This is a genomic window from Arthrobacter silviterrae (assembly GCF_011045165.1).
Taxonomy (GTDB): Bacteria; Actinomycetota; Actinomycetes; order Actinomycetales; family Micrococcaceae; genus Specibacter; species Specibacter silviterrae.
On record NZ_JAAKZI010000013.1, the window covers coordinates 85,064 to 106,621 of the forward strand.

Annotated in this window: 17 protein-coding genes; 8 read left to right on the plus strand and 9 right to left on the minus strand. The window is 67.9% G+C overall.

Annotated features, from left to right (window positions below; translation table 11 throughout):
* Positions 1-164: 164 nt before the first annotated feature.
* The 5 genes from G6N77_RS09390 to G6N77_RS19870 all read right to left on the minus strand — a co-directional run bounded on the left by G6N77_RS09390 (position 165) and on the right by G6N77_RS19870 (position 8,045).
* Entirely contained in the window at positions 165-1,298 is a 1,134-nt protein-coding gene (locus tag G6N77_RS09390; protein ID WP_165181830.1) for a cation diffusion facilitator family transporter, read from the minus strand.
* Positions 1,295-1,657, minus strand: a complete 363-nt coding sequence (locus tag G6N77_RS09395; protein ID WP_165181831.1) for an ArsR/SmtB family transcription factor — start codon at positions 1,655-1,657, stop codon at positions 1,295-1,297. Before G6N77_RS09395 ends, G6N77_RS09390 begins: the two co-directional genes overlap by 4 nt.
* Before the next feature lie 319 nt (positions 1,658-1,976).
* Complete coding sequence (locus tag G6N77_RS09400; protein ID WP_165181833.1) at positions 1,977-3,731, minus strand: DUF5719 family protein; 1,755 nt, start codon at positions 3,729-3,731, stop codon at positions 1,977-1,979.
* Between the two features lie 169 nt (positions 3,732-3,900).
* Complete coding sequence (locus tag G6N77_RS09405; protein WP_165181835.1) at positions 3,901-7,455, minus strand: glycosyltransferase family 2 protein; 3,555 nt, start codon at positions 7,453-7,455, stop codon at positions 3,901-3,903.
* Between the two features lie 29 nt (positions 7,456-7,484).
* Entirely contained in the window at positions 7,485-8,045 is a 561-nt protein-coding gene (locus tag G6N77_RS19870; protein ID WP_165181836.1) for a WhiB family transcriptional regulator, read from the minus strand.
* A gap of 383 nt (positions 8,046-8,428) precedes the next feature.
* Here G6N77_RS19870 and G6N77_RS09415 point away from each other — a divergent pair, with 383 nt between their 5' ends.
* Entirely contained in the window at positions 8,429-9,229 is an 801-nt protein-coding gene (locus G6N77_RS09415; protein ID WP_165181837.1) for a TIGR03089 family protein, read from the plus strand.
* Between the two features lie 18 nt (positions 9,230-9,247).
* Here G6N77_RS09415 and G6N77_RS09420 read toward each other — a convergent pair whose 3' ends face one another.
* Positions 9,248-9,751: a GtrA family protein gene (locus G6N77_RS09420; protein ID WP_165181838.1), complete on the minus strand. Its 504-nt coding sequence runs from the start codon at positions 9,749-9,751 to the stop codon at positions 9,248-9,250.
* 238 nt (positions 9,752-9,989) lie between these two features.
* Between G6N77_RS09420 and G6N77_RS09425 the strand changes: the two genes are divergently transcribed.
* The 4 genes from G6N77_RS09425 to manA all read left to right on the plus strand — a co-directional run bounded on the left by G6N77_RS09425 (position 9,990) and on the right by manA (position 14,694).
* Positions 9,990-11,144, plus strand: coding sequence for a 5-(carboxyamino)imidazole ribonucleotide synthase (locus G6N77_RS09425; protein WP_165181840.1), 1,155 nt, complete (start codon positions 9,990-9,992; stop codon positions 11,142-11,144).
* A gap of 46 nt (positions 11,145-11,190) precedes the next feature.
* Positions 11,191-11,709, plus strand: coding sequence for a 5-(carboxyamino)imidazole ribonucleotide mutase (gene purE, locus G6N77_RS09430; protein ID WP_165181864.1), 519 nt, complete (start codon positions 11,191-11,193; stop codon positions 11,707-11,709).
* Positions 11,710-11,716: 7 nt separating this feature from the next.
* On the plus strand, positions 11,717-13,348 hold the full coding sequence (locus G6N77_RS09435; protein ID WP_165181841.1) for an LCP family protein: 1,632 nt from the start codon (positions 11,717-11,719) through the stop codon (positions 13,346-13,348).
* 71 nt (positions 13,349-13,419) lie between these two features.
* Positions 13,420-14,694, plus strand: coding sequence for a mannose-6-phosphate isomerase, class I (gene manA / locus G6N77_RS09440; protein ID WP_165181842.1), 1,275 nt, complete (start codon positions 13,420-13,422; stop codon positions 14,692-14,694).
* Positions 14,695-14,955: 261 nt separating this feature from the next.
* Here the strand turns inward: manA and G6N77_RS09445 are convergent, their stop codons facing one another.
* The 3 genes from G6N77_RS09445 to glpX all read right to left on the minus strand — a co-directional run bounded on the left by G6N77_RS09445 (position 14,956) and on the right by glpX (position 18,453).
* Positions 14,956-15,528, minus strand: a complete 573-nt coding sequence (locus G6N77_RS09445; protein ID WP_240901812.1) for an endonuclease domain-containing protein — start codon at positions 15,526-15,528, stop codon at positions 14,956-14,958.
* A gap of 580 nt (positions 15,529-16,108) precedes the next feature.
* On the minus strand, positions 16,109-17,116 hold the full coding sequence (locus G6N77_RS09450) for a lipid II:glycine glycyltransferase FemX (RefSeq protein WP_165181843.1): 1,008 nt from the start codon (positions 17,114-17,116) through the stop codon (positions 16,109-16,111).
* 299 nt (positions 17,117-17,415) lie between these two features.
* The gene (glpX, locus tag G6N77_RS09455; RefSeq protein ID WP_165181844.1) at positions 17,416-18,453 is read right to left on the minus strand and encodes a class II fructose-bisphosphatase; all 1,038 of its coding nucleotides are present in this window, start codon (positions 18,451-18,453) and stop codon (positions 17,416-17,418) included.
* 231 nt (positions 18,454-18,684) lie between these two features.
* On the opposite strand from glpX, the gene G6N77_RS09460 reads away from it, so the two are divergent.
* From G6N77_RS09460 to G6N77_RS09470, 3 genes are all read left to right on the plus strand, one after another.
* A complete protein-coding gene (locus tag G6N77_RS09460; protein WP_165181845.1) occupies positions 18,685-19,299 on the plus strand; it encodes a DUF4245 domain-containing protein in 615 nt (204 codons plus the stop codon).
* On the plus strand, positions 19,296-19,958 hold the full coding sequence (locus G6N77_RS09465) for a carbonic anhydrase (RefSeq protein WP_276609784.1): 663 nt from the start codon (positions 19,296-19,298) through the stop codon (positions 19,956-19,958). Before G6N77_RS09460 ends, G6N77_RS09465 begins: the two co-directional genes overlap by 4 nt.
* 115 nt (positions 19,959-20,073) lie before the next feature.
* On the plus strand, positions 20,074-21,504 hold the full coding sequence (locus G6N77_RS09470; RefSeq protein ID WP_165181847.1) for a class II fumarate hydratase: 1,431 nt from the start codon (positions 20,074-20,076) through the stop codon (positions 21,502-21,504).
* Positions 21,505-21,558 lie beyond the last annotated feature (54 nt).

Genomic DNA, 21,558 nt, shown 5'->3' on the forward strand with positions numbered 1-21,558 from the left:
GGGGCAAAACCCGCGCCCACTTTTGCCCCCGGTGCACCGGGGGCAAAACCCAGCCCGAGTTTTGCCCCACAGGAAAGCCGGCACCTCAGTCTGGAACGCCCCAAGCACCCCGGCGTTGGTGAGGTGCGCGCGTTGGCGAGTGACGGCGTCGTCCGTCTGGGGGTTCAATGCCCCGGGCGGTGGATGGGCGTGATGGTCATGTCGTCCAGCTTGGGGAGGGCGTGGGCGAGGCTGTGCCGGGCGGCGTGGACGGTTTCCTGGACGGCGGACAGGGGCGCGTCGGGGACGACGACGGTGGCCGCGCCCTGGAGCCGGTGGCCCACCCAGCGCAATTGCAGGCGGTCCACGGCCAGGACGCCCGGCGTGCCTTCGATGGCCTTCTCAGCGCGGGCGACGAGGTCCGGTTCGATGCCGTCCATGAGCCGGCGGCCGATGCTTTTCACGGTTCCCCAGAGCAGGACGATGATGGCGGCGGAGATGAGCAGGCCCACGATGGGGTCGGCGAGCGGGAAGCCGAGCATGACGCCGCCCGCGCCGAGGACCACGGCCAGCGAGGTGAAGCCGTCAATGCGGGCGTGCACGCCGTCCGCGACCAGGGCGGCCGAGCCGATTTGCCGGCCCACGCGGATGCGGTAGACGGCCACGGCCTCGTTGCCGGCGAAGCCGATCAGCCCCGCGGCCAGCACCCACCACAGGTTGTGCAGCTGCTGCGGGTGGAACAGCCTGTCGATGGACTGCCAGGCAGCTACGACGGCGGAAAGCGCCACGACGGCGACGATGAACAGGCCGGCCAGGTCCTCCGCGCGGCCGTAGCCGTAGGTGAAGCGGCGGTTCGCTGCCCGACGGCCCAGGATGAACGCGATCCACAGCGGCAGGGCGGTCAGGGCGTCGGAGAAGTTGTGGATGGTGTCCGCCAGCAGTGCCACGGAGCCGCTGACGAGGACAACGAGGAATTGCAGGACGGTGGTGCCCAGGAGCAGGAAGAGGCTGATCTTCAGTGCGCGGACGCCCTGGACGCTGGATTCGAGGGCGTCGTCGATGGAGTCCGCGGAGTCGTGGGTGTGCGGGACGAACAGCTCGAACAGCCAGCCCTTGAGGCCGGTGTGGTGGGCGTGGTCGTGGTCATCGTGATCGTGGCCGTGGTCGTGGTCGTGGTCGTGGTCATCGTGGTGGCCGTGGCCGTGTTCGCCGTCGTCGTGGTGGTCGTGGTCGTGGCCGGGTTCGCCGTCATGGCCGGGGGTGTGGGCATGGCCGTGGTGGCCGCCGTCGTGCTGGTCAGTGTGGCTGGTGGCATTCACGGGGCAACCTGCTCGCTGCGGTGGTGGGCCGGGGTGCCGCCCAGGGCGTGTTCGGCCTGGTAGATGGCGTCGGCCACCAGCTGCCGGGCGTGCTCGTTCTCCAGCCGGTACATGACCCTGGTGCCGTCCTGGCGGGTGGAGACCATCCGGGCGAGGCGCATCTTGGCCAGGTGCTGCGAAACGGAGGCGGGCGACTTGCCGACGGCTTCGGCCAGCGCGCCCACGGCCATTTCGCCCCCGCGCAGGGCCAGGATGATCCTGACCCGGGTGGCGTCGGCCAGCATCGCGAAGACCTCAACCGCCAGTTCCACGTATTGGCTGTCGACGTCCAGGGAGCAAGCTCTCTTATCTGCATTCATACGCACATAATGTCATAAGGGTGGGGCGTTTGTCGCCTTGGGGCGGCTACCACAACAGTTCGCCTTTCCGAATGCGGGGCGAACCCGCACGTGCGGTGTATCTTGTCGGGGCGTTCGCGTGTTGCGCCTGCTTCGCGAAATCGCCTGCAGGGTTTCACTGCTCTCGCGGCCTGACCCGTTCTCGAGACTGCTTGGGGGCGCGCCCAGCGGTCTCGGCCCTCGACTACTGGGGCCGGGCCCTTGGTCTCACACGGCTCGCAGAGCTTGCTGCTCGGCCATCGGGGTGCGGGTCGCTGGAGCCCACTGCCCTACAACCCGATTAGAATCGCGTAGTGATTCCCAGCTGCTGGGCCTCGGCGGAGGTTGCAGCGATCGGCAGCACGGCAATGTTCGCGGAGCCCTTGGCCCCCAGCAACTGCGTGCCGTACACCGCCTCGCCCGACGCCGACACCAGCACGGCAACCGTGCCGGAGCCCAGCAGCGCAGCGGGATCCACCGTGGTGGTCTGCCCGGACTGCAGCGTCACCGTCTTCTGGACACCCAAGGCACCGGAGGCGGAAATAGGCACCAGGTCCACCGATCCCGTCCCCGTCGGGGCTGCCAGCACCAGGGTGGTGCTCAGCCCCGCCGGCAGGGACAGCAGCTGGTTGTTGCCCAGCCGCGCGGCAGTAGGCGCAAAAGCAATGTCCGTTGCGGCGCCGGGCTTGGTGGAGTTGACCAGCCGCACGCCCGCCACCACCGAGGCATTGGAACTGACTGTCAGGGTGTACGTCCCCTCCGCCAGGCCCGCCAGTGACAGCTGGCTGACCTTGCCGGCGGTGGCCGTAAACACGCCGCCGCCGGGCAGCGGAACCTGCCCGGTGGGGCCGTACGCCTTGACCTCCACAATGGCGTCCGCCGCGCCGGGCACCGTGACCATCAGCGCCGTGGACGCATCCGAATAGCCGGACTGCGCGGCGATCTTGGCCGCGGCCGCCGGTGCCTGGACGCGCACGCCGGGAATGGCCTGCGAGGTGCCGGGCGCCTGAACGGGCTGGAGGAAGTCCACGCCGCCGGGGGTCAGGCCGCGCAGCACGGACTGCTGGATGAATGCGGAAACCGGCCCGCCGGAACTCTTCACGTGCACGCTGAGCAATTCCTGGTCCGGCGCCAATCCCGACAGCATCACCGAACGGGACGCGCCGGGCGCCACCACCAGGCCCTTGCCGCCGGGCGCCTGGACTGGACCGCCGGCCCCCACCAGGTCCAGCGACACCGTGGCCGGGCTCTTGGACGAGTTTGCCAGCTTCAGTACCGCCGTGCGGCCCACCGTGGTGCTGGCGCCGGCCAGCCAAAAGTCGTTCGACGCCGGCTGGCACGTTGCGGCGGAGAGTCCCTTCAGGTCGCCGTCGGCCGAGTCAACCACCACGGCGCCGGCTGACAGCGGTCCCAGCCCGGCCAAAGGAACGGCCCGCAGCACCGAGGCGGCGGACACATCCTGGTTTTGCAGCAGCGCGGCCTTGCCCTTCGCCGCCCCCGTCATAGGAGCCAGCGTGGCCGGCGCCGTGGAGGCCGCGGCCGCAGCCTGGGCCGGCGCCTTGGACAAGGTGAAGAGCGGGGTCGCCTTGTCATCGAGCGACTCCACCCCGGCCCCCGGAAGCGTGCCGTCCGGATTGCTAAGCACGACGGCGGACAGCTGGCTCTTGGTGGACGATGAACCGGGTGCGAACTGAGGATCCGTGCCGGCGGCTGCTCCTTCCACCAGCTGGGTGGGGCCCACGCAGTTGGACAGGGAGTCCCCCACGGGGAGGACCTGGTTCTGCAGGGCCAGCAGGGCCGTGGCGTTGCTGCCGGGCACCAGCGTGCCTGCGGCCACCATGCCCACGGCCAGCAGGGCCGTGGCGGAGCCGGCGAGCACCAGCGGCCACTTTCGCGGAACTACACGGTGCTTGCGGCGTTCCGCACGCCGCGGCTTGGCGGCCTGAGCCTCGGCAGCCGCCTTGGGCACGCGCTTGGGCCGGGCGCTGCGCTTCAGCTTGGTGGCCGGGGACGCATCAGCCTTCTTGGCCGCGGCCACCGGCTTGGCAGGATCCACCCCGGAAGGTGAGGGAGCGTCGCCTGGAACCACGCCAGAAGGTGAGGGAGCGTCGCTTGGAACCACCGCGGAAGGTGAGGGAGCGTCGCTTGGAACCACCGCAGAAGGTGAGGGAGCGTCGCCTGGGACCACCCCGGAAGGTGAGGGAGCGTTATTGGGGTTGCGGTCCTCAGACACCTCTACCTACCTTGTGCAATGATGCCTCGTCCCGGTACGCCCCGGTGCGGCCGCGCCGGGCCCGGACCGGGATGGCCAGCAGCACGGTCAGACCCAAAAGGACCAGCTGTGCCAGGCTCATCAGCGCGTTCCACGGCTGTACGAAATGAATTTCCAAATGCCCGCCGGCGGCCGGAAGCTCGAAGGCCTGCGCCCAGCCGTCCTGCACGGGAGCCAGGGCCGTGCCGTCCAGCGTGGCCTGCCAACCGGCGTCGAACCGTTCAGCCAGCACCACGCGGCGCCCGGCCGGTCCGGCCGCAACGGCCGTGTCCACGCCCACGCCCTTGGACTCCACGGGCGACAGGGCGGCACCCTTGGCGTCCACCAGGCGCACCCGGTTCACCACTTCCGTGGGCCCAGCCTTCTGGTAGGTGGGGTTGACCCGCCACAGCCAGCCGGAATCGGTGGGGCCCACGGCGTTCAGCCCCGGCACGGCGTCCAGTTGACTGGCCACCAGCTGGGCCGCGGTGTCGCCGTTTTGCAGCACCACAAACCCCACGCCCATCGACATCAGCTCGGGGCGGGGGTCCACGCCGGAGCGGGCCATCAGGACGGCCACCGTTTCGCGCAGCACGGACGTGGCGGCATCCGGGCCCGCCACCTTTTCACGGCCGGGCTCCCCGGAAATATTTCGGGCCGCAGCGATGGTGGACAGCGAGTCCAGAGTGGTGCCTGCACCCTGCATGAGGGTGGCCTGCACATTGCCTGACGGGTCCGCGCGCAGCACAATGGTGCGGCTGGCTTCGGGCCCGGTGCCCCTGTCGGCCGCCGTGGCCGGAATGGTCCCGGCCTGCACGGGCACCAGCGCCGACGCCCCGGCCAGGCCCGCGCCGTTGCCGTTGAAGTTGTTGACAGTCCACAGGCCCAGGCTGGCCACGGGGGCGGCCACGAGCAGGACGGAGAGGACGGCGGCAGTGGCCCGGCTCCCGCCGCGCGCCTTCGCCCCGCGGTCCGCGGCCTGGTACGCGCGGCGGTAAACGGCGTCGAACCCCAGCAGCGCGGCGGCGAGGAGGGCGAAGAGCGCAACCGAAACAGCCGGCCCGTTGAAGGGCGTCACCAGCGAGGTGCCGTCCTGGCCCACCGCGATGAGCTTGCTGCCGTAGGAGACGGCCAAGGCCAGCAGCGCCACCAGCCACATGGTCCGGACGGTGCCGGCGCGGCGGATGGGGGCCAGCAGGGCCAGGAACGCCGCCAGGACCACGGGGCCGCCCACCACGAATGCGGCCACCCAGGTCCAGGTGGTGCCGCCCACCGGGATCCCGGCGCCGAGGAGTTCGTGGACGGGCGTCACGGCGTTGGGGAAGCCGAGCAGCTGCTCCCACAAAGGGCCGGGGTTGCCGGCCAGCGGCACGCCCGGGTCGCCCAGGAGAGCGCGCGGGTTGGCCTGCGCGGACCACACAAACGGCAGAAACACGGCCAGCGTGGGCAGCAGCGACCACCACAGGGTGCGGCCGCGCCGGCCCAGGAAAACGGTCGCCAGCAGCACGGCCACCACGGCAATGGGGAACACGGTGGGGGCGCCGGCCGTCACGGCCGCCAGGGCCAGGCCTGCCGCGGCAGACGCGGTCCACGACGGCGTGCCGTCCACGCCGGGGCGGCCCAACTTGAGGGTCCGGGCGGAAGAGGCAACCCGGGAAGCACCCCGGGAAGCAGCCTGGGCGCCAGCAATCGCCCCGCCGGCGGGACCCGCCCCGCTGCCGGGACCCGCCGACCTTGCCCCGCCCACGGCGCGAACCATGCCCAGCACCACCAGCGGGATGAGAAGGTGTGCCAGCAGGGCGCCCAGGCGGCCCTGCCCCAGCGACACCAGCAGCACCGGGGCGCCGGCCCACACCAGGGCAGCCACCACGCGCGGCCAGCGGCTGCGGGAGAAGGCGCCGGCGGCCAGCCAGGCAGTCAAAGCGGACAGCGGGATGGCCAGCAGCACCGTCCACAGCGTGGCGGCGTTGGCGTCGCCCCCGCCCAGGACGCCCAGCAGCCACACCACATAGTTGAACGGGTTCCCGCGGCCGGGCAGCCCGGTCCCCAGCGACACCCACCAGTCGGTGGCATGCTGCCAGATGGTGCCCAGCCGGGCCGACACCGGCAGCAGCGAGCCTCCCGTAATGCCCGTGGTGCCCATCAAGCGAGAAAGGACCACCAGCGAAAGGACCGCCAGGGCCGCGGCCAGCAGCAGGGCGCTGACTGCCGGGGCCGTCCTGCCGGCCACCATGGGCGTGACTGCGTCGTGGTGGGTGTCGCCCGTGGGCTCCAGGATGGAGGGGGCACCGGGCCCGCCGGGTTCGCCGTCGTCGTCCGGGCCAACGGCCTCGCGCAGGCCCTTGAGCTGGTTGCGGGCCTCAACGCGGCCCACCACCAGGTTCTTGTGTGCCGAGCGGGGCTGCACGCGGGTGCGGGCCAGGGCCGAGCGGCTGCGGACCAGCGCCACGGGGCGGCACAGCCCGGCAAGGGTGGCGCCAAACATGCTCACGGCATGCCCGGGGGCCTTCAGCAGGAAGCCGGCGAAGAGCCAGTAAATTGCGGAGACGACGGCGCCGACCACCAGGAACGGCAGCTGCCAGGCCGGGGCGTGCTTGAGTCGGGTAAAGACTGCGGCCTTGCGGGCGGCCACGGGCGACCCCATGGGGTTGGTCCGGTTGACCACGTGGAACACCCTGGCCGCGGGCACCACCAGCACGCGGAAGCCGGCCAGCCGGACACGGGCACAGAAGTCCAGGTCGTCGCCGGGCCCGGGGATGGCCGGGTCAAAGCCGCCCAGCTTTTCCCACAGGTCGCGGCGCACCAGCATGCCGGCTGCGTTGACGGCGAAAAAGTCGGCGCGGTCGTCATACTGGCCCTGGTCCAGTTCGTCGAGATTGACCAGCGCATAGCGGTCAAACCAGCGGCTGGCCTTCAGGCCCACATCCACCAGGCGTCGGCGGTTGTCCCAGTCCAGCTGCTTGCACCCGGCCACGGCGGCCGTGGTGGAACGCTCCACAGTTTCCAGCAGCAGCTGCAGGGCATCCGGGGCGGGCGCGGCGTCATCCTGCAGCAGCCAGATCCATTCGTGGCGGGAGGCGGAGTCGCCCGCTTCGTCCGGGAAGGGCTCGCGGGAAAGCTGGGCCGTGGCCTTGCCGGCCGTGGCCTTGCCGGCGGCGGCGGCCTGCCCGGCCTGCCCTGCCGGGGACGGCTCCAGAGGCTCGACGGCGGAGTCGGGGGCAGCGGCGTCGTACTTGGAAGGCGGGGTGGAAGTGGCGGAAGCGTGGGAAGCGGCCCGAGCGGGGGTGTTGCGGTGGCCGCCCAGGTTGCGGTTTTGGTGCTCCAGGACAGCCTTGACGGCAGCGCCGTAACCGCCCTTGCGGGGGTCAAAGGGGATCACATTGCGCTCCCCCAGTTCCTTGCGCAGCAGTTCCCCGGAATCGTCAGTGGAGCCGGCGTCGGCAGCAAGGATCGCGGTGGCGGGACGCGTTTGTGCCGCCAGGGCGCGTAAGACCGTGGGGAGGTAGGCACTGCCGTTGTGGGCAACCAAAACGGCAGTGACATTTACTGCATCAAGAATTAGACCGCTCGCTTCCGCAGCCGCCGACGCTCACGCTCGGACAGGCCGCCCCAGATTCCAAAACGCTCATCATTTGCCAGAGCGTATTCAAGGCACTGCGACCGCACGTTGCAGCCGCCGCACACTTTCTTGGCATCCCTTGTGGAGCCGCCCTTTTCCGGGAAAAACGCCTCCGGATCAGTTTGCGCACACAAGGCGTCCGTCTGCCAGCCTAGTTCACCTTCGTCGCTGAAGTCGTCAAGACCGGGCCGCAAACCGATCCACACCGGGACTGCGAGGTGCGGGTTCCGGGCGGGAAATTCGGTGTCCCCGCCAAGCTCCCCCGGCCCGTCGGCGAAATCGTCGTCTAGGTCCTCAGCGAGCTCGTGGGCCGCCAGGAACGCGGTGGCCGCATCCTCCAGCGACTCGCGGCTGGCCCGCTGGTGCGCCTGTGCGGCGTCGGGATCCGCCGGGTCCACGAACCAGTCCGTGGGCACCCCCCTCAGGCGGTAGGCAGCGGCCGCGGCTGCCTCGATGGACTTGCTGGTTTCCTGTTTTACACTCAGCTGCGCTTGCCCCATGGTCGTCCTCCTGAATGTTGCCGTCTTGGCTGCATGGGCCGGCGGTTCTGCCACATGCGGCGCCCCCTGCCGCTGTATGTGCCCCCTGCAGCGGTTCGTGCGTCTAATTACACCCATGTAAGTCTGGTACGTCAAGCGGGCGGGGAATCATAGCCACCTACCGGGGGGTACCACCCCCGCGCCACGCCCGGGAATTTCATACCGTTATCTGTGGCAGATCCGCGGATTTACTCCATTTGCTGGGTATTTCCTGGCAATTTTCACGGAATCGCGCCATTTTTGACACAGCGGGTAAACATTGGCATGACGAACGTCACAGTGCTGTAAAGTTTTGTCAACTTGGCGGATATACCTTTGGCCCACCGCGTGGAAAGATCAGTAGCATGGCACAAAACCCCACCACAGTCACCGACCTCCTGCAAGCACTCCGCGGCACCAACGCCACGGCCCCCCGGCTGACCTGGTACGGGCCCAATTCCGAGCGGGTGGAGCTCTCCGGCAAGGTGCTGGACAACTGGGTTGCCAAGACCGCCAACTTCCTGGTGGACGAGCTCGACGCCGAGTCCGGCACAGTAATCAACGTGGACGTCCCCGTGCACTGGCGCTCCCTGGTGTGGCTGCTGGCCACCTGGGCCGTGGGCGCCACCGCGTTCACCGGCACCGGCCTGCCCGACGCCGATCGCTGCCGGGGTGCCGACGTTGCGAACATTGTGGCCACCACCGATCCCGAGGCCGCCTCCACGCGCGCCGAGAGCTCCGGACACCAGCCCTACGTGGTGGCCGTGGCCCTGCCCGCGCTGGCCATGCGCTGGACGGAATCCCTTCCCGACGGCGCCCTGGACTACTCAGGCCAGGTGCGCGCCCACGCCGACGTGTTTTATGCCGACACCACGCCCGCCGGGAACCAGATTGCGTGGGAGTCCGTGGCCGGGCCGGTTTCGTATGCCGCGCTCTTGGGCGGCGGGACTGACGGCGCGCGCGCGGCGGGCGGCACTGACATTGCGGGCGACGGCGGCGCTGGCGTTACCGGACCACAGCGCAAGCTGCTGCTGGGGCGGGACGGTTGGGACGGCGTCGTGCCTTCAGCGCTGCAGACCTGGGCAGCCGGCGGCTCCGTGGTGCTCCTGGACCCCTCCGTGGAGGACACGGAAAAGCTGCGGGCCTCGGAAAACGTCAGCGCATAGCTTTCAGGGCTGGCGGGTTTAGGGCTGGCGCTCTGTTTCGATGAGCTTGTGGTCGTCCGCGAAGGCCGGATCCTTGTCGAGTTCCTCGGTGAAAACCCAGAAGCGGTAGGCGAAGAAGCGGAAGATGGTGCCCAGGACCAGGCCGATCACGGAGCCGGAGATGAAGTCGGCGTAGGCGGTGGTGAAGCCCAGCACCCAGTGGGAGATGTACACGCAGGCGCTGGCGATGGCGATGCCCACGCCGTTCATGATGATGAACAGCACCACTTCACGGACCATGTTGGCCTGGCGGCGGTGGCGGAACGTCCAGTAGCGGTTCGCGACCCAGGAAAACAGTGTGGCCACCACGGCGGAGATGATTTTTGCCTTGGTGGGGTGGCCGGACATGGAGCCGTTGAGCAGCCAGAGGTAAATGCCGGAGTCGATGACAAACGCAATGCCGCCCACCACGCCAAATTTGGCCACTTCGCGCCAAAACAAGCCGAAGAGGCCCTTGAAGCGGGCTAAAAGCGTCTGGTACATGTTCCTCCGTGGTGGGGCGGTGCTGCCGTTGAATTGCTCTGCATGCCGTCAAATGGCTTCGGAATGGCTTCGGGCAGCGCAACGGCGCGGCCATGCGCAATCGTTGCACAGGCCACTGGCTAAATTCTAAGCCAACTGTGCACCACGGCCCGCCGTGAAAGCTGGGAGAAGCCTGCCAAATCGCCCCATCGCGGCCCAAAAGCAGGTTTGCGGGCACTCTTTCGGTACTCTGGGGACTGTGACTTTTCCTGTGATTGGCGTAGTGGGCGGCGGACAGTTGGCCCGCATGATGGCCCCCGCGGCCGTGGCCCTTGGTTTTCATTTGCACGTTCTGGCGGAGGCGGAAGACGTCTCCGCCGTGGACGCCGTGGCGCAATCCCCCGTGGGCGACTATCAGGACTTGGACACGCTGAGGGCCTTTGCCCGCGGGGTTGACGTGCTCACCTTCGACCACGAACACGTCCCCAATGAACACCTTCAAACGCTCATCGCCGAGGGCGTCAACGTCCAGCCGCGGCCGGACGCCCTGGTCAATGCGCAGGACAAGCTGGTGATGCGGGCGGCAATCGAAAAGCTGGGACTGCCCAACCCCTTGTGGGCCGCCGTGGCTTCCGTGGCGGAAATCACGGCCTTCGGCGACTCCAACGGCTGGCCGGTGGTGCTGAAAATGCCCCGCGGCGGCTACGACGGCAAGGGCGTGAAAGTGCTCCGGTCCGATGCGGAGGCGGCCGGGGCAGCAGACTGGTTTGACGCCATGAGCCCGCTCCTGGTGGAGGAAATGGTGCCGTTTTCCCGCGAGCTTTCCGCCCTGGTGGCCCGCACACCCTCCGGCGAGGCCCGCGCGTGGCCCGTGGCCGAGTCCATCCAGGTGGCCGGGGTCTGCGACGAGGTCATCGCCCCCGCCCCGGGGCTGCCCGCGTCCGTCGCGGAGCAGGCCCAGTCCGCCGCGCTCCGGATCGCCTCCGAGCTGGGCGTCACCGGCGTCATGGCGGCCGAACTGTTTGAAACCCCCGGCCGCGGCGCCGGCTACCTCATCAATGAGCTGGCCATGCGCCCCCACAACACCGGCCACTGGACCATGGACGGCGCCGTCACGGGCCAGTTCGAGCAGCACCTGCGCGCTGTCCTGGACCTCCCCCTCGGCTCCACCGCCGCGCTCGGCTCCATCGTGGTCATGAAAAATTTCCTGGGCGGCAGCAACCAGGACCTCTTCAGCGGCTACCGGGCCGCCCTGGCCGCCGAGCCCACCGTGAAAGTGCACAGCTACGGCAAGTCGGTGCGCCCCGGGCGGAAGATCGGCCACGTCAATGTGATCGGTTCCCCGGACGACGACGTTGCAGCCGTCCGCGCCCGCGCCACAACAGTGGCAAACATCATCCGAGACGGACAGTAAGGACTTCGCCGTGATTGATCATTCCACCCCCCTGGTGGGCATTGTGATGGGATCCGATTCCGACTGGCCCGTCATGGAGGCCGCCGCCGCCGCGCTCTCCGAGTTCGGCATCCCCTTTGAAACGGACGTGGTCTCCGCCCACCGCATGCCGGCGGAAATGATCGCCTACGGCCGCGGTGCCGCCGGGCGCGGAATCCGTGTGATCATTGCCGGTGCGGGCGGCGCCGCCCACCTGCCCGGCATGCTGGCCTCCGTCACCACGCTTCCCGTGGTGGGCGTGCCCGTGCCGCTGAAAACCCTGGACGGCATGGACTCCCTGCTCTCCATTGTCCAGATGCCGGCGGGCGTGCCCGTGGCCACCGTCTCCATCGGCGGGGCCCGCAATGCCGGGCTACTGGCCGTGCGCATGCTGGCCTCCGGCACCGATCCGCTGGCCGCCTCGCTGGCCGGGCAGCTTGCCGCCTTTGCCCAAACACTCAACGACCAGGCAACCGCCAAGGGGGCAGCGCTGCGTGAGAAGGCCGGGGCCACCTACCCGCTGGCCGTCATGCCGGAACGTCGATAAGGAACGCATGAGCTTCAGCAGCGCCAAGACCGCCCGTTCCTCCGGCAAGCCGCCCGTGCTGACCAACCCGGTCCGCTACCCTGAATCGGCCTCCGCGCCCATGCGCTCCAAGCGTGCCTGGATGCTGCTGCTGCTGACCCTGGTGCTGCCCGGCAGTGCGCAGCTGGTGGCCGGCAACAGGCGGCTGGGACGGCTGGCCCTGCGCTGCACGTTCGCGGCGTGGCTCCTGGTGATTGCCGCCGTCGTGCTTGCCCTGGTAAGCCGGGAAACCCTGCTGAACCTGTTCACAAACCCGTGGACGTCGCTGCTGCTGGTGGTGCTCATGGCCGCCGCGGCGGTGGGGTGGGCGGCGGTGTTCGTGAACACCTTTGCCATCATCCGCCCGGGCCTGCTGGCGCCGGGCATGCGCGGGGTGGTGACCGGGGCGCTGGTGGTGCTCATGGTGGCCACCAGCGGTTCCCTGGGCTACGGGGCGTACCTGGTCAACACGGGGCGAAACGCCATTTCCAGCATTTTTGGCGGCGGTCCCGACATGGCGCCGGTGGACGGGCGCTACAACTTCCTGGTGATGGGCGGCGACGCCGGGGCGGGCCGGTCCGGGCGGCGCCCCGACTCCATCATTGTGGTCAGCGTGGACGCGAAGTCGGGCCAGGCCTCCACCATCAGCATTCCGCGCAACCTGCAAAATGCGCAGTTCTCACCCGGTTCCCCGCTGTGGAAGGTGTACCCTCAGGGCTACAACTGCGGCGACAACTGCATCATCAACTTTCTCTACACGGACGTCACCGACAACCACAAGAACCTCTACCCCAAGGCACCGGACCCGGGCGCTTCCGCCATGATGGATGCGGCCGGCGGAATCCTGGGGCTGAAAATCCAGGGCTACGTGCTGGTTGACATGGCCGGCTTCTCCAAGCTGATCGACGCGCTGGGCGGGGTCACCATTGACGCCGGCGGGTGGGTCCCCATCAGCGGCGACGACCCCAACGGCGACGGCCACCACCTCCCTCCCACCGGCTGGATCTCCCCCGGCGTGCACAAGCTCGACGGCTACCATGCCCTCTGGTACGCCCGCTCCCGCCAGTGGGTCCTGGAATACTCCCGCTCCCAGCGCCAGCAGTGCATCCAGCAGGCGCTCCTGAAGCAGATGGACCCCGCCACCGTGCTGACCAAGTTCAATGCCATTGCCGACGCCGGCACCAAGGTGATTGAATCCGACATCCCCGCCGGGCAGCTGGGCAGCTTTGTCTCGCTGGCATTGAAGGCCAAGGGCCACCCGCTGACCCGCCTGACCATCGGCCCGCCCGACTTCCCCGTCGAGTTCTCCACCTACCCCGATTTCGCCAAGATCAACAGCCGCGTGCAGTCGCTGCTGCACCCGGCTCCGGCTGCCCCGGCTTCTCCCAAGCCGGCCGCGCCTGCCGCGCCTGCCGCGCCTGCCGCGCCGAAGACGTCCGACGCCGGCACCTCCGGCAGCGCTGCGCCCGCGTCGCCGGTGACGCCTTCGGCACCCGCTGCCACCACGCCGTCGAGCGCGCCGCCCGTCACGCAGGCCTACCTGCAGCAGCTGGCCGTGAACGGCGACGACACCGACCTGGTGGCGCTGCTGGCCAACAACGGCACGTGCACGGCGCCCTGATGTTTTGAAACCAGCTTGAATCCGTTGAGTCCGTAGAATCCGTTGAACCCGTTGAACCCAGGAGAAAAACAATGTTTGCGCTGAGCAATGTCATGCGGGACTACCCGTGGGGATCGGCCACGGCCATTGCGGGACTGCTGGGCACCGAACCCAGCGGCGGTCCGGAGGCGGAACTGTGGATGGGCGCCCACCCGGATTCGCCGTCCACCGCTTCAACGCCCGACGGCGGTGTGGCCCTGGACGCGCTCATCGCCGCGCACCCTGACACCATGCTGGGCGCGGAAGTGCGCGCTGCATTCGGGGACCGGCTGCCATTTTTGACAAAGCTTTTGGCTGCCGACCGGGCCTTGTCGCTGCAGGTGCATCCCACCCTGGAACGGGCCCGGGAGCGCTTTGCCGACGAGGAAGCCTCCGGCATTTTGCGCCGCGACGCGGCCCGGAACTACAAGGACGACAACCACAAGCCCGAAATGCTCTTCGCCTTGAGCAACTTTGAGGCGCTGTGCGGCTTCCGGCCCTGCGCTTCCGCGGCCGGGCTTTTCCGCGAGGTGGCGGAGGCCATCAGTGCAACGGGGGCCGCCGTTCCGCCCCTGCTGGCCGAGGTGTCGATGGCGTTGAATTCGCGCATGGTCGAGCCCATGGTGGTGCGCAAGGCCTTCGAGCTGCTCATCGGCGGCGGTGCCGACGCCTCCGCGCTGGTGGAGCTGGCGGCTTCGGCGCTTTCGTCTGCTGGTTCTGCTGGCACGGCCACGGCGAGCGGCGGGCTGAGCGCACCCCTGAGGACCGTCGTCGAACTTCAGGAACAGTACCCCGGCGATCCGGGCGTGCTGATTTCGCTGCTGCTGAACCGGGTGTCGCTGGTGCCGGGGCAGGCCGTGTACCTGCCGGCCGGCAACATCCACGCGTACCTGTCCGGGCTGGGGCTGGAGGTCATGGCGTCTTCGGACAATGTGCTGCGCGGCGGGCTGACGGGCAAGCACGTGGACGTTCCGGAACTGCTCGCCACGGTGGATTTCGCGCCGACCAGTGTGCCGTTTGTGCCCACCCGCACCACGGAGCTGGGCCAGGAGGTGTTCGAGCCGCCGTTCGCCGAATTTGCCCTGCAGCGGGTGGAACTGGCGCCTGGCGGTGATCCCGTGCCTCTGGTGCAGAACGGGCCGCTGCTGGTGCTGGCCGTCTCCGGTTCCGTGCTGCTGGACTCCCCGCGCGGCGACATGGTGCTGGCCCGCGGCGGTTCGGTGTTTGTGCCGGCCGTGGAGAATCCGGTGATGGTGCACCCGGCGGCGGATTCTTCAGGTTCTCCGGCGGTGGTTTTCGCCGTGACGGTGGCCGGCCAGCCCTCTTGACCCGTTGAGTCCGCAGCGATGGCGACTTAGCCGCGGGGCCATCAGTCCGCGGTGCAGCTCCTGCGGGTCCCAGAATCCGCGGTGCAGCTCCTGCGGGTTTCCGGAATCCGCGGTGCAGCTCCTGCGGGTCCCGGAATCGGCGGTGCAGCTCCTGCGACCTCGGCGCCGATCAGCCCACAGGAGCTGCACCACCAGTTCCCCCGCCAGGTCACAGCCCCCAGGAGCTGCACCACCGATGTTAGTTGCGGGTCAACCGGATTGTCAGGGAGTCCAGCCATGCCGGGCGAGGGCCTGCCGGACCATTTCTACCACCCACGCGTCACCGCGGAGAATGTCCTTGTTGAAAACTTTCACCTGTTGCCAACCGCGGGCCGCAGTCCGGGTGTCCCGATTGCGGTCGTAGAGCTGTTTCTCCGGCGTCAGGTGTACCTCGCCTTCATATTCGCTGCACACTTTGAATTCTTCACAGCCCAAATCCGGATAAACAATCGGATCCCCCGGTCCACCGAGAATTTTCTGGTTGGTCTTGAACTCCGGCAAACCAGCCCGCTGCAGCAAGAGGCGCAGCCGCGTCTCCCTGGGCGAGTCAGCACCGACCCTCATGAGGTTCACGGCCTCCTGCGCCTTGGCCAGTCCGCGGAGAAACCGCTTGGACTCGATGTACGCGACGAGCTCGGTGTCCTTCACAATGGCAAGCTTGGGCTCCTCAAATTCCCTGTCATGTTCACAAACGAGGTAGTCGGCAGCGGCCACCAGGTCGTCCAGTTCCAGGATTTCAGCCAGATCCAGGAATGTCCTGGCCGGCGTCGTGACCGGCACGCCGTCGATCAGCATGAACTCACCCGTGGCCAGTTCCCGCTTGTGACCAAGGATGCCCTTCCTCCGCGGAATGGAGGTTCCCGCTGGCCGTGTCAGGTGGACCAGCCTAGGCCTCTCGTGGACATATGGCATCGGAATCCCATGCAGGATGGCCGCGGTGGTGTGGGAGACGTAATTCTCAATTCCCAGCTCCGTATATGGCCGGACTCTGTCAAGAAGGGTTTGCTGGGCATCCCGGGGCACCCTGATCTCCCGGCTGGGCATCGACAAGTCCTTGGCCCGCATCCGGCTGGCACTCAGGCCACGCCGCGCGCCCTCATGCACAGTGAATGACTGCTTGGCCAGCTGTGGCGGCAAGTCCGGACGGTTTCCCATGCCTAAATTCTTCGGCAAAAACCACAATCCTGCAGAAAGTTATCCACAACCCGAATGCCAGCACTCGATCTTAGAATCCGTGGTGCAGCTCCTGCGGGTTGAACTTTGATTTGCCCACAGGAGATGCACCATCGAATCTCAACACAACGGACACCCCACAGGAGCTGCACCACCGATTCCCGGGCGCCGGAAACAGTGCAAAACGAGAGTGGCGGCGCGGTTACCGCTTGAGCAGGCCGCGAACCTTCCGAATTCTCTTCCGGCCCAGCGGCAGCGCCTTCGCGAACACCGGGTACAGCGGCGACAGCCCCTTGTCCCAGGTGCCGGCGAGCATGTTTTCGTGGCTGGCGAAACCGAACTTGAACTTGGAGACGCCGTCGTTGAGCAGGCCGTTGAAGTCGTAGCGCGTGATGCCCCGGGCCTTCATTTCCTGGATTGCCAGCCACTTCAGCGAGAAATTCGCACGCAGCTGGCTGCCGGCGTCGGTCATGCCGCCATACAGCTCAAACGCCGTGGCATCGCTCGCCGCCAGCCACAGGAAAGAGACTACTGTGTCGCCGTCGAACGCGGCATAAACCGGCGAGCCCTCCCCCAGATTGTTGAAAATGTCCAGGTAGTAGCCGTCCGCGTGGATGCCGAAGTTGGCGCGCCGGGCAGTTTCCTTGTAGACGGCCAGGCACTGCGGCAGCTCGGCGGCGGTCACGGCACGGTATTCCAGCGCCTCGCGGCCCGACTTGCGGATGTACTGGCGCGTCTTTTTCGCCATGGCGCCCAGCAACTCATCCTCGGTCTGCGTGAGGTCCAGGATCAGCGTGCGCGGGATCAGGATGGTGCTCTCGCTGCGCTTCCAGCCGGCACCCGCGAGCTGCACGGCGGGCGTCGAGTCCGCGTCCCAGTCCGGCTCCATGCTCAGCGCCACGGACTTGTGTGCCGCCTTCACATAAAGCACGACGGCGTCCTGCACCTCCCGCTCGCGGCCCGCCGCCGCCTGTGGTCCCCTGGGCAGGTAGGCCAGCGAACGGAAGGGGAACGGGAGCTTCCGCACCAGGATCTGGGCCGAGCCAACCAGCTCGCCGGCCGTGTCCTGTACGAGGACCCTGTCCACGCTCCAATTGTGCGCGGCCTTCGTTTCGCCCCATCCCCACAGCTGCATGGGGTGCCCCTGCTGGCCGTTGACGGCGGCGTCCCATTGCTCGCGGACAGGGCAGGGCACAACACTTAAAGTCATGGTCCAACCCTACCGGCTGCAGTTACCGGGTTCGTGCGGCGGTGGGTCGCCTCCGGTGGCCGGTCGCCTCCGGTGGCCGGTCGCCTCCGGTGGCCGGTCGCCTCCGGTGGCCGGTCGCCTCCGGTGGCGGCCCGCCATTTTTCCGGCGACTATCCGACACCACGGCCGCGGGCGGCCTTAGGTGTCTCCTTTACGTCGCCTACAAAAAATGCCGGCTCCGCCACCTTGTACGTCGCCTACAAAAAGTGCCGGGCCGCCACTTGGATCTCGGCAGGCTCGATCAGCGGAGGCGAGCTCGCTTACGGGCGGCGGGCGTACGTCTCCCACTTGTGGGCCTGGTGCTCGCCCTCCACGAAACGGACGGTGCCGGACTTGGAACGCATCACGATGGACTGGGTCAGCACGCGGCCCTTGTCGTAGCGGACTCCCTTGAGCAGGTCGCCGTCGGTGATGCCCGTGGCGGCGAAGTAGCAGTTGTCGCTGGTGACCAGGTCATTCGTGGAGAGGACCCTGTCCAGGTCGTGTCCGGCGTCGAGCGCCTTTTGCTTTTCTTCATCCGAGGTGGGCCAGAGGCGGCCCTGGATGACGCCGCCCAGGGTCTTGATGGCGCAGGCGGCCACAATGCCCTCGGGGGTGCCGCCGATGCCCATGAGCGCATCCACGCCGGTGCCGGTGCGGGCGGCAGCGATGGCGCCGGCCACGTCGCCGTCGAGGATGATCTTGGTGCGGGCGCCGGCGTCGCGGATTTCCTGGATCAGGCCCTGGTGGCGGTCGCGGTCAAGGACCATGACGGTGAGCTGGTTGACCTTCACGCCCTTGGCCTTGGCGATCAAGTGCAGGTTCTGCTTGACGGGCAGGCGCAGGTCCACCATGTCGGCGGCTTCCGGCCCGGTGACCAGCTTCTCCATGTAAAACACGGCGGAGGGGTCAAACATGGTGCCGCGTTCTGCCACGGCCAGCACGGCCAGCGCGTTGTTGATGCCCATGGCTGTCAGGCGGGTGCCGTCAATGGGGTCCACGGCCACGTCGCATTCGGGCCCGGAGCCGTCGCCGACCACCTCGCCGTTGAACAGCATTGGGGCCTCGTCCTTTTCGCCCTCCCCAATGACCACGACGCCGTTGAAGTGGACGGTGGAAAGCAGTGAGCGCATGGCGTCAACCGCTGCGCCGTCGGCCAGGTTCTTTTCGCCAAATCCCACCCAGTGGCCGCCGGCAATCGCGGCAGCCTCCGTGACGCGGACCAGCTCAAGGGCAAGGTTCCTGTCGGGCTCGTCGTCGCCCACTGCCAGCGAGCGGGAAAGCTGTGAGAAATCCAGATTTGTAGTTTTTTCAGCCACGTAAAACCCTCATTTTCGAAGTAGGAATAGGGTCACTGCGTGCGACGGTGCACGCCCCTCCCGTATGGTCACCTACACCTGCAATCATAGTGGGCGCTTGCCGCGGGCCTGCGAGTTTAACCTTCCATGACCTGTGCCGGGGGCCGGTGCACGGCCCCCGCACGGCCGCCCCACGGCCCCCGGAGTGCGGCCGGAGGCACAGGCACCCGCCATTTCTGGGACAATGGGGGCGTGAGTGAATCCCCCCAGAACGCCCCCGTCAAGCCGGTCATTGCCGCAGCGGCCGCCAAGCGCGCCAATGCGTCCGTGATCGGCATGCTCCTGGCCATGCTGGCCACAGTGGCCATTGTGCTGACCATTGTGTGGCTCAACCCGCACCAGAAAGCGGAGGTTTACCGTCAGCCGGTGGACGTTGCCGCAATTTCCGCGAACGCCGCGCAGACGGCGGGCTTCACCCCGGCCGCCCCGAAGCTGCCGGCGGGCTGGTATGCCAACTATGCGCGCTGGAACGGTGCCGGGGCCGACGGCGTCGCCTTCTGGGATGTGGGCTTTGTCACCTCGGCCAACACTTTCATCGCACTGCGGCAGACTACGTCCGCCAACCCCACGTGGCTGGCCTCGCAGGCGGGGGACGCTCCCGTGACGGGCACGCGCAACATAGCTGGCCGCACCTGGGAGCTCCGTGATAAACCTAAGGGGGATCGCAGCCTGATCTTGGTCAGCGGCAAGGTCACCATCATCCTCACCGGGCAGGCCGAATTCAAGGAATTTGATGCGCTTGCTACCGCAGCCGCCACGTCACTGGATTCCGCCCCCGCACCGACAGCTACGAAGGGCGCACCATGATGAATGGCGGAGAAGACGGCAACATCAACGCAGTAACCACCCACCCTCACACCCCCGCGGGGGCCTGGACCACCCTCATGGAGGGCAACCAGCGATTCGTCGCCAGCAGCGCCTCCCACCCCAACCAGGATTCGGCCCGGCGCACCTCGCTGATGTCCACCCAGCACCCCTTCGTCATGATCTTCGGCTGCTCGGACTCCCGGCTGGCCGCGGAAATCATCTTTGACCTGGGGCTCGGCGACGCCTTTGTGGTCCGCACCGCCGGCCACGTCATCGACAACACCGCGCTGGGCTCGCTCGAATACGGCGTGGAATACCTGGGCGTGCCCCTGATCGTGGTCCTGGGCCACGACAGCTGCGGCGCCGTCACCGCCACGAAGGCCTCCGTGGAAACGGGCGCCATGCCGGCCGGCTTCATCCGCGACCTGGTGGAGCGCATCACCCCGTCCGTGCTAACCTCCCTGCGCAAGAACAAGGACAGCGACGTCAACGCCATGGTGGAGGAGCACGTCAAGCAGACCGCCGCCCGCCTGGTGGAAAACTCCCCCATCATCGCCGGCGCCGTCGCACGCCAAAAAACCGCCGTCGTCGGCCTGACCTACCGCCTCAACGAGGGCCGGGCAGACCTCGTCTACAGCAATGGCCCCATCGGCCTTTAAGCCAGCCACCCCCAAACCCAAGCACGACGGCGGAACCCGGGTTTCGGCGTCGTGCTTGCGTTAAAGAGGGGGAAGGGTTTTGGGGGCGTGCGGGCGGCGGCGATATGGTGGAAGCATGACTGACACTGCCGCGGCCACCGCACAAGAGTTCCGCATTGAACATGACACGATGGGCGAGGTCCGGGTTCCGGCCAACGCCCTGTACAGCGCCCAGACACAGCGCGCCGTGGAGAATTTCCCGATTTCCGGCATGACGCTGGAGCGGGCGCACATCGAGGCACTGGCCCGGATCAAGAAGGCCGCCGCCACCACCAACGCCGAGCTGGGCGTGCTGGACGAGGAACTGGCGCGCGCCATTGAAGCCGCCGCCGACCTGGTCGCAGCAGGCAACTTCGACGGCGACTTCCCGATCGACGTGTTCCAGACCGGCTCCGGCACGTCCTCCAACATGAACATGAACGAGGTCCTGGCTTCGCTGGCGAACCGGGCGCTGGCTGCCGCCGGCTCCGCGAAGACGGTCCACCCGAACGACCACGTCAACGCCTCGCAGTCCTCCAACGACGTGTTCCCCACCTCGGTCCATGTGGCCGCAACGTCCGCGCTGATCAACGACCTCACCCCCGCGCTGGCGCACCTGGCCGAGTCGCTGGAGCGCAAGGCCGAGGAATTTGCCACCGTGGTGAAGTCCGGCCGTACGCACCTCATGGACGCCACGCCCGTCACCCTGGGCCAGGAATTTGGCGGCTACGCGGCGCAGGTCCGCTACGGCATTGAGCGCATTGAGGCGTCACTGCCCCGCGTCGCCGAGGTTCCGCTGGGCGGCACGGCCGTGGGCACGGGCATCAACACGCCGGCCGGCTTCCCGCAGCGCGTCATCGCCCTGCTGGCCCAGGACACCGGGCTGCCGCTGACCGAGGCCCGCAACCACTTCGAGGCGCAGGCCAACCGCGACGGCCTGATCGAGGCGTCCGGCCAGCTTCGCAACATTGCGTACTCCATCATGAAGATCGCCAACGACCTGCGCTGGCTCGGCTCCGGCCCCAACACGGGCCTGGGCGAAATCTCCATCCCGGACCTGCAGCCCGGCTCCTCGATCATGCCCGGCAAGGTCAACCCCGTCATCTGCGAGGCCGCCATCATGGTTGCCGCCCAGGTCATCGGCAACGACACCACCATTGCGCTGTCCTCAACGAACGGTGCGTTTGAGCTGAACGTGGGCATCCCCGTCATGGCCGCAAACCTGCTCCAGTCCATCCGCCTGCTCACCAACACCTCCCACGTGATGGCGGAGAAGATGGTGGACGGCATCATCGCCAACGTGGAGCGCGCCCGCTTCCTGGCCGAGGCCTCCCCCTCCATCGTGACGCCGCTGAACAAGTACATCGGCTACGAAAACGGCTCCAAGATCGCCAAGCACGCCATCAAGGAGGGCCTGACCATCCGCGAGGCCGTGCTGGCCCTGGGCTTCGTGGACCGCGGCGAAATCACGCTGGAGCAGCTGGATTCCGGGCTCGACGTGCTGGCCATGACCCGCCCGCCGCAGTAACCAGCCTCCTCCCCCGTTGAGATTCGAGATAACCACCTAAAAGTACGACGGCGG

Coding starts and splice junctions, on each gene's coding strand:
- G6N77_RS09395 (WP_165181831.1), bottom strand. CDS start 1,657: ATGAATGCAGATAAGAGAGCTTGCTCCCTGGACGTCGACAGCCAATAC.
- G6N77_RS19870 (WP_165181836.1), bottom strand. CDS start 8,045: ATGGGGCAAGCGCAGCTGAGTGTAAAACAGGAAACCAGCAAGTCCATC.
- G6N77_RS09415 (WP_165181837.1), top strand. CDS start 8,429: ATGGCACAAAACCCCACCACAGTCACCGACCTCCTGCAAGCACTCCGC.
- G6N77_RS09420 (WP_165181838.1), bottom strand. CDS start 9,751: ATGTACCAGACGCTTTTAGCCCGCTTCAAGGGCCTCTTCGGCTTGTTT.
- purE (WP_165181864.1), top strand. CDS start 11,191: ATGGGATCCGATTCCGACTGGCCCGTCATGGAGGCCGCCGCCGCCGCG.
- G6N77_RS09435 (WP_165181841.1), top strand. CDS start 11,717: ATGAGCTTCAGCAGCGCCAAGACCGCCCGTTCCTCCGGCAAGCCGCCC.
- manA (WP_165181842.1), top strand. CDS start 13,420: ATGTTTGCGCTGAGCAATGTCATGCGGGACTACCCGTGGGGATCGGCC.
- G6N77_RS09445 (WP_240901812.1), bottom strand. CDS start 15,528: ATGCTGATCGACGGCGTGCCGGTCACGACGCCGGCCAGGACATTCCTG.
- G6N77_RS09450 (WP_165181843.1), bottom strand. CDS start 17,116: ATGACTTTAAGTGTTGTGCCCTGCCCTGTCCGCGAGCAATGGGACGCC.
- G6N77_RS09465 (WP_276609784.1), top strand. CDS start 19,296: ATGATGAATGGCGGAGAAGACGGCAACATCAACGCAGTAACCACCCAC.
- G6N77_RS09470 (WP_165181847.1), top strand. CDS start 20,074: ATGACTGACACTGCCGCGGCCACCGCACAAGAGTTCCGCATTGAACAT.